The organism is Paenibacillus marchantiae (assembly GCF_028771845.1).
GTDB lineage: Bacteria > Bacillota > Bacilli > Paenibacillales > Paenibacillaceae > Paenibacillus > Paenibacillus marchantiae.
On the sequence record NZ_CP118270.1, the window covers coordinates 4,905,691 to 4,921,650 of the forward strand.

General features: G+C 44.5%; 12 protein-coding genes. 5 read left to right on the plus strand and 7 right to left on the minus strand.

Going from position 1 to position 15,960, the window contains the following annotated elements; all coding sequences use genetic code 11:
• Positions 1-14: 14 nt before the first annotated feature.
• On the minus strand, positions 15-1,985 hold the full coding sequence (locus PTQ21_RS22135) for an AraC family transcriptional regulator (RefSeq protein WP_274567170.1): 1,971 nt from the start codon (positions 1,983-1,985) through the stop codon (positions 15-17).
• A 375-nt stretch (positions 1,986-2,360) separates the two neighbouring features.
• Positions 2,361-2,972 (minus strand): TetR/AcrR family transcriptional regulator, encoded by a 612-nt coding sequence (locus PTQ21_RS22140; RefSeq protein WP_274567171.1) that lies wholly within the window; start codon positions 2,970-2,972, stop codon positions 2,361-2,363.
• Positions 2,973-3,306: 334 nt separating this feature from the next.
• On the opposite strand from PTQ21_RS22140, the gene PTQ21_RS22145 reads away from it, so the two are divergent.
• Positions 3,307-4,239 carry an alpha/beta hydrolase family protein gene (locus PTQ21_RS22145; protein WP_072733049.1) on the plus strand — a complete coding sequence of 311 codons (933 nt, stop codon included), beginning with the start codon at positions 3,307-3,309 and terminating at the stop codon, positions 4,237-4,239.
• Between the two features lie 470 nt (positions 4,240-4,709).
• On the opposite strand, the gene PTQ21_RS22150 is transcribed toward PTQ21_RS22145, so the two are convergent.
• Entirely contained in the window at positions 4,710-4,979 is a 270-nt protein-coding gene (locus PTQ21_RS22150) for an Imm26 family immunity protein (protein WP_274567172.1), read from the minus strand.
• Positions 4,980-5,219: 240 nt separating this feature from the next.
• Entirely contained in the window at positions 5,220-6,104 is an 885-nt protein-coding gene (locus PTQ21_RS22155; protein WP_063563777.1) for a LysR family transcriptional regulator, read from the minus strand.
• Positions 6,105-6,268: 164 nt separating this feature from the next.
• On the opposite strand from PTQ21_RS22155, the gene PTQ21_RS31410 reads away from it, so the two are divergent.
• Genes PTQ21_RS31410 through PTQ21_RS22165 form a run of 3 tightly spaced genes read left to right on the plus strand, consistent with a single transcriptional unit; the run spans position 6,269 to position 7,572 of the window.
• The gene (locus PTQ21_RS31410; RefSeq protein WP_338020289.1) at positions 6,269-6,559 is read left to right on the plus strand and encodes an NAD-dependent epimerase/dehydratase family protein; all 291 of its coding nucleotides are present in this window, start codon (positions 6,269-6,271) and stop codon (positions 6,557-6,559) included.
• Complete coding sequence (locus PTQ21_RS22160) at positions 6,556-7,320, plus strand: Rossmann-fold NAD(P)-binding domain-containing protein (protein ID WP_338020290.1); 765 nt, start codon at positions 6,556-6,558, stop codon at positions 7,318-7,320. The genes PTQ21_RS31410 and PTQ21_RS22160 overlap by 4 nt, the downstream gene beginning before the upstream one ends.
• A gap of 51 nt (positions 7,321-7,371) precedes the next feature.
• A complete protein-coding gene (locus PTQ21_RS22165; protein ID WP_274567173.1) occupies positions 7,372-7,572 on the plus strand; it encodes a Rossmann-fold NAD(P)-binding domain-containing protein in 201 nt (66 codons plus the stop codon).
• Positions 7,573-7,754: 182 nt separating this feature from the next.
• On the opposite strand, the gene PTQ21_RS22170 is transcribed toward PTQ21_RS22165, so the two are convergent.
• The 3 genes from PTQ21_RS22170 to PTQ21_RS22180 are packed head-to-tail and all read right to left on the minus strand — an operon-like array spanning position 7,755 to position 14,013.
• Positions 7,755-12,218: a carbohydrate binding domain-containing protein gene (locus tag PTQ21_RS22170; RefSeq protein WP_274567174.1), complete on the minus strand. Its 4,464-nt coding sequence runs from the start codon at positions 12,216-12,218 to the stop codon at positions 7,755-7,757.
• 40 nt (positions 12,219-12,258) lie between these two features.
• Positions 12,259-13,137, minus strand: a complete 879-nt coding sequence (locus PTQ21_RS22175) for a carbohydrate ABC transporter permease (RefSeq protein WP_063563774.1) — start codon at positions 13,135-13,137, stop codon at positions 12,259-12,261.
• Positions 13,138-13,152: 15 nt separating this feature from the next.
• Positions 13,153-14,013 (minus strand): ABC transporter permease, encoded by an 861-nt coding sequence (locus PTQ21_RS22180; protein ID WP_063563969.1) that lies wholly within the window; start codon positions 14,011-14,013, stop codon positions 13,153-13,155.
• 236 nt (positions 14,014-14,249) lie between these two features.
• On the opposite strand from PTQ21_RS22180, the gene PTQ21_RS22185 reads away from it, so the two are divergent.
• Positions 14,250-15,959, plus strand: coding sequence for a sensor histidine kinase (locus PTQ21_RS22185; protein ID WP_274567175.1), 1,710 nt, complete (start codon positions 14,250-14,252; stop codon positions 15,957-15,959).
• Position 15,960: the final 1 nt, after the last annotated feature.

Sequence of the window (15,960 nt, forward strand, 5' to 3'; positions counted from 1 at the left end):
CCTCGTCAAAACTCTTATTTAGCCATTGTCAGCAATTGATTTACAATATGATCAATTAATGCACTGGAAGTCATTATATCCGTGGACCAAGATAGCGATGTACCCACTGTTACGATCCGATTATGTTGCACAGCAGGTAGCGATTTCCAGACCGTATTATCAGTAGGAACTTTCGTATCTCCTATAGCGATTAGATAATCCCCTATGTAAGCAGCCAAGACCTCCATAGAGATATCTCCCCAATATTTATCTGAGTCAATAATATCAGTTTGAACTTTCGACGGTGCCTTCATTTTAAGTTCATTATAAACAAGGTCGCCAACCGCATGCTTGGCTCCAGCGATGTAGTTACTTTTATCACTGAATTCTCCCATAGTAATCGTCACGTCTGAAAGACCTGCATTCTGAAGGGCTAGCTTGGCTTCTTCGATTTTTCCGGCATAAGCACTCAAAACAGCCTTAGCCTCTTCCTGCTTGTTCAAAACATCGCCTATAAAATGTATCCGTTCTTCTGTAGTCATATCACCATAAGGGACATAAATTGTCGGGGCAATTTTGGATAAATCTTCATAATTTTCATCGCCCCATGCTAAAATGATCAGATCAGGCTCAAGAGTCATGACATCTTCCGGCTCCATAGCTACTTTAATGGAGTCTGTAATCTGGTTAGCAAAAACAGCCTCTTTCCCGTCCCTTGCCGCTCTCGCCACACCTAGTGGAGTTACACCTAGAGCCACTACATCGCCAACCAAATAATCGACTACAACACGCTGAGGGTTGTTAGGCACCTTGACGTCACCCTTTACTGTGGATATCGTTCTCGTCTGCGAAACTGCTTCTGAAGCTTTCGTATCCGATACTTCCGATTGTGTTGTCTGTTGTGTCTGCGCAGGGATTGGATTCACCGTTCCCCCGTTATTCGATGGCGTTCCCGACGCACATGCCGACAATAAAAACATCAAGCTCATCGCCGCCGCCAAGATCATTTCTTTACTTCTTACTTTTCCAAACATAGTTGATTCCCCTTCTCTATAAGACTGGACTAGACCCGCTAGTTCCCTCTCATAGTAAGTAAAATGAGAATCATTATCAATACCATCAACCTGCATGGATAGTGCGTTTATTTTCCGATAATCACTTGGTGTCATCTTGTAATACTTCTTAAACATCCGAAACAGATTTTTCTCATCTGTAAAACCAGATCCTGTTGCGATCTCTTTAATGGTTGCTTCTGTATGCTTCAATTCCTGACAGGCAGCCTCAATCCTTTTCTGAATGAGGTACTCCTGTAAGCTCATCCCTTCCTTCTTTTTGAACAGCCGTGTCAATTGCCCACCACTGATCCCAAACATATCGGCAATTTCTTGAAACATAATCGGCTGCATGTAATGTTTATCGAGATATATCTTGGTAGAACAGGCTGGATCTGGCTGGAGATACCGAATCTCACCGCTCTCAAAATCTCTGTATACCCCATGAACCAATTGATATAGAAAACTTTTGGCCTGCAGCTGATCCATCGCCTTGCCGCGTTTCCAACCATTCATCAACTGTTGAAACCAATCGAGTAGCAAGATAGGATTACTTGGTGTATAACCAAACTGTTGAACGAATGGATTCACTTCCTCCAGTAATTGCTGCAGGTGCCTCTTGAAAAAAAGAGGTGATTCTGCTTTATAAAACACCATAAAGGTCTTCACAATCTCCCCTTTTGGCGAAATACTGAGCAGGCTCCCTTTCCCGCCGTGAACTAAACCGAAGCGTTCCATTGCAAATGTGGTTTCATTCAGTTGAATTTGCGCTTCTCCTCCATATGCATAGATAAACATGCTGCTAGGCATTTTGTACTGCTCCAAAGGGGTTTGGGACGCTACATTCTGAAAGCGTACATCTATTAATGTAATGATCGAACGTGTCCAAATACGGGCCATCGTATCGATCATCTCCGGTGTAAATACCTGGCTTGCTTCTGCTTCTTCTTGCATCTATCCGCGCTCCCTCATCATACTTTTTCTATATATCAACCATTGATTGATATTGATTATCAATATCATTATTCATGAGGTAAGTATATCATCATTAAGTGATATTGGGGGAGCAGGCAACGGAAACTAAAAAAACTGACGTCGGTAGAGTACCGATGCCAGTTTGCCGCCAAGGTTCTTTTTCAATGTAAACAAAATGGGAAAAGAACTTGATTCCTTATAATAAAAAAGCCACTAAAATAGCGGCTTTACAGGGCATTGCTCATGTCTCTCGACATATTGAGTTTATCAACATCCCCCTAAGTGCTTAGGTAATGGAGCTGGTACCATGCGTAATTTTTATTTTACTACATACCGAATCTCTCGATATCCCCTTCAGAGAGCACGGTAACGCAACCCATCTACAAGCAGAGAAACAATATTTTTTGCATGCTCTATATCATCGTTGTCTACTGCCGTACTTAGGCTTGCTACCGCCCACAACAATTCATCTGGTGTAATCTTGGCACGTACTTCATCTGCAGCTGTTGCTGTTTCAATCAAAGTCTTTAGAGCTGGACTTAATTCCTCTACAAAGCAAATAGGTAAGGTTTCGTATGCCGGATCGCTAGAATGTAGAGCTGCAGCGAGTCCTCGTTTAGTTGCTATGAACTCCAAGTAACGCAACAGCCATCGCTCCAGTGCCTCAACAGGTTTATATTTATCAGCTAAGTCTACTGCAGCATCTGCACAAGCATCGATCTCCTGACGAAAAACAGCTTCAATTAAGTCTGAACGTTGTGGAAAATGACGGTAAACAGTTCCAACCCCTACGCCAGCCTTATCCGCAATCTCACGAACTGGAGCGTCTACCCCCGAGGTTGCGAACACTGTCATTGCTGACTGGAGCAAAGCATTAATGTTGCGTTGTGCATCGGCACGCACGCTTCGAACTGTCTGCTGACGAGTCTCCAATCCTTCACTGCGATCTTCCGTTTTGTCGTTCATATAAGTTATATCCCCCATAAGTTAATTCTACATTACGTCAATGGAATTTAGCTACTGTCCTATTCTTCATATTAACAAGACATAATCATAGCTTCAAACAAAAGAGTATTCCATATTCAAATTGGACATTGAAACAGGGCCTGTAGAATCCACTCATTACATAATCCAATGTAATCTAAAATACTGTGGATGTTATAAGTTTAATAAATATCTTGCAAGTGGAACTTCGTTCCGTATATAATAGGAACAACGTTCCACTTACGTTCTACTATAGCAGAACATAGGCGAACTCATAAATATTAATTGTTTAAAGAGAAAGGAAGGGATATTTAATATGAAAATCAATATGAGCGCTCCCTCTACCATCGTCTCTGTGAAGTCGATAGCACTAAAAGCCCCAGGTCGTGGTGAGGATTTGTTAGTGAAAATATCCGCCCCAACAACTGGAGGCAATTTGCCAATTATTCTTTTCGCACACGGTAACGGATCTTCGCTTGACGGCTATAGCCCTTTGACCGACTTCTGGGCTGCTCACGGTTTCGTGGTCATTCAACCTACGTTCCTCGATTCGAGAACTGTTGGCCTTACTCATGACGATCCCCGTAAACCACGGATTTGGCGTTACCGAGTCGAGGACATGAAGCGAATCCTCGATAATTTAGACCTTATTGAATCTGCCGTACCAGGCCTCAGTGGACGCACTGACCGAAGCCGAATAGCAGCAGCCGGACATTCCTTCGGCGGCCAAACGGCAGGAAATCTTTTGGGATTGCGAGTCCTCGACCCAGAAACTAAGAAGGACGTGGACCTGTCCGACTCACGCATCAAAGCGGGCGTGCTGTTCGCCACCGCTGGACAAGGTGGCGACAACCTGACACCGTTCGCAACCGAGAATATGCCGCACTTGAACGTGAGCTTCACGCACATGACCACGCCCACGCTTGTGATCGTCGGGGACCAGGACTATACCCCGCAAAAGTATCAGTTGACCGTCCGCGGCCCGGAATGGATGTCCGACCCCTACTTCCTAAGCCCAGGAGCCGAGAGCCTGCTCACCTTATTCGGTGCAGAACACTCACTTGGCGGAATCCCAGGTTATGAAGTTACGGAAACAACAGATGAAAATCCAGAACATGTCGCCTTAATTCAGCTGGTCTCATGGGCTTATCTTTGTCATGCGCTGGATATTGAACATGACAGCTGGTCGGCAGTTCAAAAGACTTTGTCAGAAGATCCAAATCCAATCGGTCGAATTGAATCCAAGTAAACTTTCACAAGAGCTAGATACGCTCCTTTACCCACCTCTCACTGGGAATGGAGAGCTAGTTCCAGTGTCAATATTTCGCTTTTTAAATACCTAGCCATCCGTATTTATCTCTTATCATGTTTGTTGTTCCACAACAATATGAACATTTTCATATGTTATGGTACTTAATGAAGGTTCTAACTGTATATCCTTCATTATTTATCGATCTAATCAGGAATCGGACCTGGTTCTTATCCGATGAATAGTCCACTAAATTATCAAGTCTAAATTTAAACGACGGATTCCCAGGTAGAAATACTGGGAATCCGTCGTAAGCCTATTTTAGAATTAGCTTATTTAAAGGGATCCTTATGCCATGTATTATCCCCCATTATCCTATCAATAATATGTTGTGATTCCCAAACAGCTGCGATCTCTAATCCTTCGCATTCTTTTATGTCAGCAGGTTTAATCTCACCCTTGTAATAAATTCAATACTCACCTGTAAGTTGATCAATGACACATGCAGGAGGTGGCCAAGCCTCTTCTTCATTAACAAATGGTCGGTTTTCTACTACAGGCCAATCACCTGATTTTAGAACATCATCATAAACCCCAACAATAAATTGATAATTCTCTTGCTGCGGCTTATCCTCGAGGGTGTTTCCCATATAGTTATAGATGGCTATACTTGCATCTTTAAATCTTCTTCCAAATGCAAATATACCATTTGGCAGAGGTATGGCATATAGATCTCCCAATTTAATGCGCTTGCGTTTTGTATTTTTCAGGGTTTTCCAAACTCCTTCGTAGCAGCTTTAGAATATGCGTACTTTCCAACAGTTGTTCATCTATTTGTATGATAAGTATTTGGAGCTCTCTGCCAATCTATAAACCCGTCAGGTTCAAACCATCATACGTTTAGCTTTCTTTCCACCCAGAATTTGCACTTTCGTAACATCTAAGTCCTGATCCTAAGATTAATGAAAACATGTATGAGACTATTTCAAGGTATTCACTTGCTCACGGATCTTCTTTATAAAGTCATTTAAATCGTACTCATGTTTATGTTTCAATTTATAGCCCAAAAATATTTCATTCTTTACAATCATATCTCCGAAAACAACCTTAACCATGGAATTAGGCTGTTGTTGATTCAAAATATAAGTTGGAATAAGACTGATGCCCGCCCCATCTCCAATAACTCTTAATATCATATGAACATTTGGAATGATATGAACAGGTTTAATTAAGGGACGATTCCTGAAGTGTTCTCGCCAATATCTGCGTATAATAGGTAACTCCAATCCGTAACTGATCCATTGCTGTTTCAAAAGCCATTCTTCTCGAATTATTAACTCATTACTTACAGGTACATCCAAAGAATTCGGGGCAACTAAAACAAATTGTTCTTCTAAAAGCCTGGTGTATTCAATTCCTGGAGCCAGGAATTTCTTCGAGGTGATAATCACATCTACCCGGTCTTCTTTCAGAAGCTCTAAACATTGCTCTGCATCCCCAAAATAGGCTACAGTACTTACTTCATACTCGGATAGATTACGAAGAATGATTTCGCTATACATTTCTGGGGCAGACCCTATTTTCACAACGTTCATCGTCGGAAGTGAGGTTGATTTAAGTCCCATGGTTGCTTGTTCTAAGGCCTCAATAAGTGGGGCAACTTGTGAATACAATTCTTTTCCTCGTTCGGTTGGAATCATTTTCCGTGCAGTCCGCTTAAACAATGGTTCTCCAGTTTCAGCTTCCAGTGCAGCTAAATGTTGACTCATGGCTGGTTGAGTCATAATCCGTGCCTTCGCCGCTTCGGAGACAGAGCTATGTTTGTATATGGCAATAAAACTTCTGTACCACTCAAAATCGAGCATTAAAACATTCCTCCGATGTACTTAAGAGTCAATAATATGTTACCAACATACATCATACAAACATATTATTATAAAATTATTTATAATAATAATGAAATTTCATAATTTGATTTATGGAATTTGGTGACCTATGATAGCTTCATAACCATTAAGGAGGATTGAGAATGACTAAATACAAGGCTCTTGTCGTAGGTGCAACTGGTATTATTGGAAGCTATATTCTTGATCATTTAAGTATATTGGACGAATGGGATGCAATCGGTGTTGCAAGAAATATCCCCAAAAAGAACCCTGAACGTTATGTAAGTCTGGATTTATTAAATCCTGAATTGCTTAGGAATAAACTGGAACAAATCCGAGGCATCACTCATATCTTTTATGCTGCATATCAAGATTTCCCTGCACAATCTCAAGAACAGCTTGATGTGAATACAAGTATGCTGGTAATGTCGTGAAAGCTGTTGAGGAGACCTCGAATTCATTGGACCGAGTTATTTTGATGCAGGGTGCAAAAGTATATGGGGTCCATCTCGGGAAATTTAAGACTCCTGCGAAAGAAAATGATCCAAGGCATCTTCCTCCAAACTTTTATTATAACCAGGAGGATTTTTTACGAACTCACCAAAAAGGAAAGAGTTGGACTTGGACGATTCTACGCCCTGATGTCGTTGCTGGTGTATCCATTGGTAATCCAATGAGTATTGCCATGGTTCTTGGCGTATATGCATCAATTTCCAAAGAGTTAGCCCTTCCACTTCGCTTCCCAGGTAAAGAAAATGCTTATAAAGCACTAGTCCAATTTACAGATGCTTCTCTTCTTGCGCGAGCTTCTGAATGGGTAGCCCTTCAAAAACATACTGCACTTGAAGTTTTCAATATCACAAACGGAGACCTTTTCCGCTGGGAAGACCTTTGGCCAAAATTAGCTCAGTACTTTAAAATAGACGCTGGCCCGATACAGACGATTTCTTTGACAGAGCTAATGCCTTTACAAAAAGAAACTTGGGCCAGTATGGTTAACAAATATGATTTGCTGCAAACTCCATATGAAAAAGTTGCTGCTTGGCCATTTGGTGATTTTGTATTTGGATGCGACTATGATGTTATTTCAGATACTACAAAAATTAAGCAATTCGGTTTTCATGAAGTGATGGATACAGAAAAAGAATTATTTGCTGTTATGGATGAACTAAAAAAACAAAAACTCATTCCCTAAACTTAGTATTTCATATTACAATACAAATTCGAGTGTTTTGAGGGCGACCAATTGCTGATTCCGGAAATTGTAGATGCCGATACCGATTTTCAAATGATTTCATCGATTAATATTGCGGCATTTGCCGTCATTGCCTTTAACCAGCCGGAGAAATTTACACGAGAAGTGGTTGGAATTGCCGGAGATGAAATTTCCCTCCCATCCTTTGAAGGCCTTCTAAGAAATGTTTATACATTGGTTTACTGTCTTTAGCTCTGAATAATCTCCATTCAACACTCCTCCAGTCAAGTGGACTACTTTGATGGATATATTCCCTCACTCGATCCCGTCAACACTGGCTACGGCATCCGCGCTTAGGCCGCAAAAAAAGAATCCAGGTGCACCCGGATTCTTTTTTTGCGAACAGATATATTCTTTGGGGAAAGCACCAAGCATTACTCTATGGTAGGCATTGGGTTATTTGGTTGGCCCAAGTTGATCAGGGTGACATCAGACAATGTAATTGTCGTATCACTGTCTTCCGTCCCGGAAATGTTGCCCATGTCAAAAACAATTCGAGCATTCGCATAGCTTGGTTCGGTAGCTTCGAACTTGTAGGAATACTCTTGTTCCTCTGTGGACAGGTCCACTCGCTCTCCAAAAAAACCGTGCCAAGCATAGTTGGCGGGAACGTCGACCCAGCCGATGCCTAAGCCCATTTTTCGCGCCTTATCCGCTTTGGCTTTGAAGGTAAGTTTGTAGATATAACCTTGCTGAACGCCAAATCCTTCATTAATGACCTGTCGATCCCATGGATTGCTCCCTACTTGGGCGATTCGAACTAGCAACTGTTGATTCGCAACACTAATTGCTAGATTTGCAGGATTGCCGTCTACGTACTTGAACCAACCTTCGCTTCCTTTCGCAAAGTCGCCGTTCGGAATCAGATTGACAGACACCGGCTGTCCGCCCTGATCAGCGCCTGGATTCACTTCAAATAATGCCACGTTTTGGATCAACACGTTATGCGGTTTAGACAACGGATATCCCAATCCAAAGGCCAGCACGGCCTCTGAATCGGAAGTGCCTCCCATCGTAAATGTATACGCATACTGCTGCTTCTCCTCAGTCAGTTCCACCGTTTCTTCCATATACTTGGCGAATTCTCCGCCGCTCTGCGAGATCACGGCCTGCATTGATTTTGGATCGGATACGGAAGCCTCGAAGCTCAGCCGGTATGTCTTTCCGGCATCCAGCGCAAGTTGGCCTTGCTGCAATAACGCATCCCACCAATTTCCGGTTGTCACTGGCAAGGCAATGCGGATGCCAGTTTGACCTTCATGTGAAGCCGTGAGGTCGGCAGGAGTCAGTTCCCAATGGGTACGATCTGCTGCCAGCTCGCCATTCTTTAACTTATTCTGTGAAATGTCAAGCCAGTGTGTATTGTACTCATTGCCTTCAAAATTTACGTAATACTGGCTTCCCGCTTTCAGCGAAACCGGTGGTAAATACACAGTTTTGTAAGTTTGCCAGCCCCCCGTGTCTCCAAGAAGAAGATCGGCGCTTGCAATCGTCGTCCCTTGTTCATTCTTGACGCTGAAGCGAACTTTTGAATCACTCTTAGCACTGGCTAACCGCGTGGAGAAAGTGTAAACTCCCTCGTTCGTCACATCGATCTTGTATTGCAGCAAGTCTCCTTCATCCATGTAACTGACATGTTTGCCACCTTCATCGGAGTTTTCTAGTTGTAACCCTTGCATCATCCAGGAATCTACTGCAGGAATGTGCGTGTACCCATGAATCGTTACAGGTTTACCACGTTTCGTAAGGCGAACATTGTCTACATAGACCTTGCCCGTGGAACTGCCGAATAATAGACGAAGTTCGGACATTGCTGTAGCTGTACCCTCTCCGATCACAATCTCACCGGTGTAGTTCTTCATCTCTTGCCCAAGCCGGATCTGCTGTCCTTGATGAACCTGTACGGCATGACCATCGCTGCTGGTCATGTCGATGTCCATTGTGCGAGGCGCATCGGACTTGGCGTCGAACGAGAAACCATAGGTCGTGCCTGCTTCCAGTTTCATATCCGGCTGAACCACAACTACTTGATCCGGCCGGCCATTGGTTTGCGCAACATCAACCACGAGTTGTCTTTCCATGATCGGGAATTTCAAGAAGTTGTTTACGGAGACCTGGGCTTCCGCACCCGAATGGGTCTGAGTGGACCAGAATCCCAAACGGTTTTTGCCTTGATCAAACGTGCCGTTGAAGACGTAATTGCCATCCGGTAGCGCTTTTCGTTCTATCGGCAGTGGATCTGCTTCGCCAATTTCGATCAGTCTGACATTGGACACAGTCACGGAAGCGTCACTCAGTCCTAAATTGAATTCGAATCTGGCATTGTTGTCCGTACTATCCCGCATGTTGAAGGTGTATTCGTACGGGTTCCAATCCGTAGTTAAGGAGAAAGATTTTTCACCGGAATAGTTCGTCCAGCTTTTTTCAAACTGAGTCACTTTGGATCGTATCACCCGGTTTGCAGATGCCTTGGCATCAAACTGCACCTTATATTTTTTATTTTTCTTCACGTAGATCGGCATTTGCGTTAGTTGCACGGAATAATTTTCGGTTCCTGCCTGCGTGATCGTAACTTTCGCAGCTTTACCTTTCTGTTCATCCTCAACGACCTCTACCTTACCAGCCCCGCTGGCATTCGTGATGAATTTCCATTGGTTCGGCACACCATCAGCACCCAAACCTTCGGCAAAGCGTTCATTATAGATCTGGTTGCCATCCGCTTGAGGTTCGCGTTGTCGTTCAGGCTCGATCGGATTCGATGTTACGTCCGGCCATTCGTTCAGGTTTTTGTACGAATACACCCGGACGAAATCCACATTCATCTTTTCTGAGACAAACTCGCTTTCTGGTGATCCCGGCCAGTCTCCGCCTACCGCCAAGTTCAGGATCAGATAGAACGGACGATCGAACGGTGCTGGGAAGGTGTAACTCTCCGGCTGGCCCGCAGCTGTCGTCTGCCAGTTATTCACCTGATGATGCAGTTTCCCGTCAACGTAGAAGCGAATCAAACCTGGTAGCCACTCTACCTGAAAATCATGATATTCGTCTGCAAAGGACTTGCCTTCGGGCAATGTAAACTTCCCTTGATCATGACCGTGTGAACCGTCAGCCTTCACGGCATCATAGTGGAGTGTGCTGTATACTTCGTGTTCGGCCTCTTTGCCGCCGATCAACTCCATGATGTCGATCTCTCCGGATGACGGCCATCCTCCGTAATGAGCTTCATCCGTAGGCATCATCCAGATTGCGGGCCACATGCCTTTCTGTACAGGAAGTTTGGCGCGCACAACCACTTTGCCATATGTCCAGTCGCCTTTCCCCATCGTCATCAATTTGCCCGAGGTATACTCTTTGCCGCTCTTCGACTCCCGTTTTGCCTCGATTTGCAACACGTTTCGTTCGCCATCCTTGACGACGCGTGTATTGTTCGGGCTGTAATACTGCAATTCGTTGTTGTAGACGAGCCCGGTATCCTCAACGATCCATTTGGAAGCATCCACGGAAGACCCGCTGAATTCGTCGTTCCAAACCAGTTCCCATTGTTCATTCGGAATTGTCGTTGCAGGAATCGGCTTTTCACCTGCTGGATTTCCGGGAACGGATGGCGTCTGTCCGCTCGGTATCGACGATATCGGATCATTCGACCCATTGACGGGCGTTGATGGTTTGGATGGCACAGTCTGCTCAATTTCAGGCGTCATCATCGTGTGCTGCCCTGGAGTGATTTTTTTTCCGTTAACGAGTACGTCCGTTGCATCCACCTTCAGCAGCTTGATCTTGCCTTTTGTATTAATGCGGGTGTGCCGAGCTTTGTCCAAAATCGTAAGCGCATCGACGATGGTGTCGGAAGAAAGTTCAACCGTTGCTTTACGCAAGACAAGCATCTCTTCAACTTGACTGCCTCCTGCAATCTCCAGGTGTACTGGAACGGAAGCATTGTCGACCACGACGCGCTTCAGTTTGGAGTTGCGGATAAGGATAGAGTGGCTTCCGCCGCCTTTCACGATTACGCTTCCGGTGACGGTCACACCATCCAGCGCCACGGTACCATCACCAATGCCTTCAGTTAGTAACAAGTTACCGTTTACGGTTGTGTTCTTTAACGTCGCGTCGGCAGACCGAACGATTAAATTACCCTCGACCTTGGATTCATACGTGCCCGGAGCGCTTATAACATCCCCAATCATAGAGGACAATAACATTGCTGCTTCTGCTCGCGTAATGTTCGACTGCGGAGTAAGTTTACCACTGTATCCGTTTACAATTTTCTCACTGATAAAATAACTGAGTGCTTTTCTGGCATACCCTGCTACATCTGTCTCATCTTTAAAACTTGACACTACTCGTTCATCTTCCTTGCCTGTCGATAGCTGAAACGCACGATCCGCCATGACAGCAGCGTCTTGCCGGGTGATCGGTCGTTGCGGTGACAGGTGCGCTGCATCCGTTCCCTGGATGATTCCCGAGCCATTTGCCCGCATTAATGCATCATAGTACCAGTCCTCTTCATAAACGTCCGAAAAAGATGCTGATCGTGGACCGCCTGCAAATCCGAATACTCGGTCCAGCATCACCACAAACTCGGCCCGGCTGATGATTTCATTAGGCTTAAATGTGCCGTCCGCATAACCACTGGTCAAAGCAAGATCTTGCATGCGCGCCACGGCAGTTTCTGCCCAGTGTCCCGTCAGATCCTTATAAGGAGCGGAATGCAGGCTAGTCGCCTGCACATGTTCCGCCTCCGCTTGCTGCTGTGCGCTTTCTGCCCCGACAATTGCCGGATAAATCAGTGAAACCATCATGCTTCCTGCTACGAGACATGCCAATCCCTTTTTCAATCGTATTCCCCCTTCATCGTATTGTCATTGCCAGTCAGTGCTATTCTTTCACTGCCCCAATGACGATTCCTTTCACGAAAAAGCGTTGCAAAAATGGATAGACCAGCAAAATAGGCAATGCGCCGATAAAGATCTGTGCCGCGCGAACCGTACGCTGGGAGACGTTCTCCAGCATGGACGGGTCCACATTGATTTTACTGAGGTCTTGTTGCACGATAATCGTCTGAAGCAGCGAAGCTAGTGGATAATTTTTAACATCCGACATATAGATCATGCCGTCGAACCAGGAGTTCCATTGATACACCATGGTGAACAAGGACAGTGTGGCGATTGCCGGAAGGGACAGCGGGATGTAGACCAACACCAGGGTTTTGATATGACCCGCGCCATCCAGATAAGCCGCCTCCTCCAGTTCCTTAGGCAACCCCCGAAAGAAGTTCATCATGAGTATGACATTCCACACGGACAATGCTCCCGGCAGAATAAGCGCCCAGATCGTATCCATCAAACCGAGTTTCTGGATCAGAATATAACTCGGTATAAGACCGCCGCTGAATAAAATCGTGAAAACAAAGAACCACGTGTACATCGAGCGACCCTTAAAACTAATATCTTCCTTTGATAACGGAAAGGCCGTAATCAGCATAATGACCATCCCGATAATGGTAGCAATTACAGTACGTTTGACCGAGACCATCAAGGAGTTGATAAAGTTCGAATTGCCAAACGTCTTCACATAGGCATCAGTCGTAAACCCGATGGGCCAGAAGCTGACCAGATTGGAAGAGGCCGGTGCCATGCTGCTGAACGAAACAGCCAAAATATGAATGATAGGTAATATGCAGAGCAGCGATAACACTCCGAGAAAAATATAATTGGCAACACTGAATATTCGATACCCTTTTGTTTTGTAATACAAGCCCTTTTCTCCTCTCTAGAACACTCGGTAGTTAGCCATTTTATAAGCGAGTCGGTATGAGATAACAATCAAAATGGTTGCAACCACGGATTTGAACAACCCTACCGCTGTGGCAAAACTCATCTTGCCGTTCAGGATACCGAGTCGATATACGAAGGTATCGATAATGTCTCCTTTGTCATAAACAAGTGGATTGTACAGGTTGAACACCTGATCGAATCCTGCATTCAGAATGTTTCCGATGGAGAGTGTCATAAGTACTATGGTGATCGGCATCAGCGCAGGAATGGTAATATGCAGAGTCTGCTTGAACCGGTTGGCTCCATCCACTTCTGCTGCTTCATACAATGAAGGATTTATTCCTGCGAGAGAGGCCAAAAACACGATTGTTCCAAAGCCGAATTCTTTCCAAATATCACTAATTATAAGTGTTATGCGAAACCATGTCCCATCCCCCAGGAAAAATATCGGGTCCCCTCCCAGTGCAACAATAAGCCTGTTCACCATGCCTCCTTGCGGAGAAAGGATGTCAAGCAAAATCCCGCCCAAGATAACCCAAGAGAGGAAGTGAGGCAGATAAACGAGTGTTTGGCTTACTCTTTTAAAAGCGACCAAACGGACTTCGTTTAACAAGATTGCGAAAAGAAATGGTGCGACCAATCCTGCGACAATTTTGAAAAAAGCAATGATTAAGGTGTTCCAGATTACTTGGCCGACATCGGGATATAAAAACAAATATTTAAAATTGTCCCAACCCACCCATTTGGATTCTGAAAATCCAAGGTAGGGTTTGAAATCCTGGAAAGCGATAACAATCCCACCCATTGGTATGTACTGAAATACTACGGCCAGCAAAACCGCCGGAACGAGCATCATATGCAAGGACCAATTTCGTTGTATATTCCAGCGCTTTTTTACCTTGATGGCCCGCCGCTTGCTCGGCGTTTCTATCGTATGTTCCTTCACCCCAACATCCCCCATGTTCTAAAAATTTATATTTTACAAGTCCGCAGGAACTTGTATATTAAAATTATAGCAACGGTCATTAGCAATCTATATCCTAATATTGCAACAACGATAACAATATTTTAATGAGTTGAGGAGGTTGAACGTTGCTCACCCGTTTGAATGTCTTTACCAAAATTACGCTGCTGTTTGTGATACTGCTTATTCTGGTTCTGTTTCTCTACACATACTCCAACAGAGAAAGCGTGCGTGTTATCAAACACGAGATTCAGAACAACACCATGAATCACTTGTCAACCTTTGCCGATTCTGTAGAATCCAATATATACCAACTATCCCTCTACGGAATGTCTATCGGACAGGATTCCAGCATTCAGGAGTACCAGCGCCCGGATTACAAGGATATCCCCTATGAACGTGTCAAAGTCGGAAGTGCCATTTTGGAAAAAATGAATCTCTACAACGCGGCCAGCAAATGGCATTCGACTATCACGTTGTATTTTCCGCGTCTGCATAAAGTGATTTCAACGGACTATTATGCATTCATCCCGTACAGGGAAGATGAATTTACAGAACCGCTCTCGAAGTCATGGACGTATACCCATAATCAGTTTGAGTGGTATACTACGGAGCCAACTACAGCGATTGGCAAGCCGGGCAAGGCCAGATTAATTACCAAAATCAGCTTCCCTGTGCGTCACTTGACTGCCATGCTGGATCAGAACAAATTAAACAACAAAGGTGATCCCTTCATGTTTCATCCTGAGTTCGGCTTAATTACCAACAGCAGCGGAAAGGACACCCTGAATGCTGTCCAATTCAAGATGCAAGAGGCGAATTTACAGGCAAAAGGAGGATTCACCACCAAGATGAATCAAACGGAATACTATGTCTCGTATATTCAATCCGACAGTCTGGGATGGTACTATGTAGACTATGTTCCTATGCAGCAGATCCTAAGACCGATTACGAGCAGCCGTAACCTTTTTTACGCATCAATTGCTGTTCTGATCGCCATGAGCGTTGTTGTGTTGTATGTGCTGTATCGGAGTGTGCAACTCCCGCTTCTTCAGTTGGTGAAAGGGACGAATCGATTGTCGACCGGAGACTTTTCCGTTCGCCTGCATCATTCCTCACGCAATGAATTCAGCCTGTTATTTGCACGATTCAACATCATGGCACAACGAATCCAGGAGTTGATTGAGAATGTGTACGAAGAAAAACTGAGGAGTCGCGAAGCCACGCTGAAACAGCTTCAATCTCAGATTAACCCGCATTTTCTCTACAATTGCCTCTTCTACATCAAGAACATGGCCAGGATGAAAAATGAAAAAGCAGTCGTAGCAATGGCTCTGAATCTGGGCGAGTATTATCGATACATAACAAGGTCTGAGAATGATCAGGCAACGATCAAGGAAGAACTGACGATGGTCAAAAACTATCTGGAGATCCAGTCGCTAAGGTTGGAACGAATGCATTTTACAATCGACGTGCCCCATGATATTTTAGATAGGACCGTGCCCAGGTTGACGCTCCAGCCCATTATTGAGAACGCTATCATTCACGGGATTGAGCCCCGAATAGAAGACGGCGAGATCAGCATTCATGCAATTTACAAGAACGATATGTATACGATAACGGTCGAAGACAGTGGTCTTGGTATGACCGATGACCAACTCGATCAATTGAGGAGCAACCTTCACAAACCGCTCAACGGAAACATGGGTTGTGGTACCTGGAATGTCCATCAACGTTTGTATTTTCTGTATGGTGAAGGAGCAGGTCTGACTTATGAGCATTCGACCATGGGCGGAGTGAAAGTCAGCATCACATGGCACGACAATACCAACGAGTAGG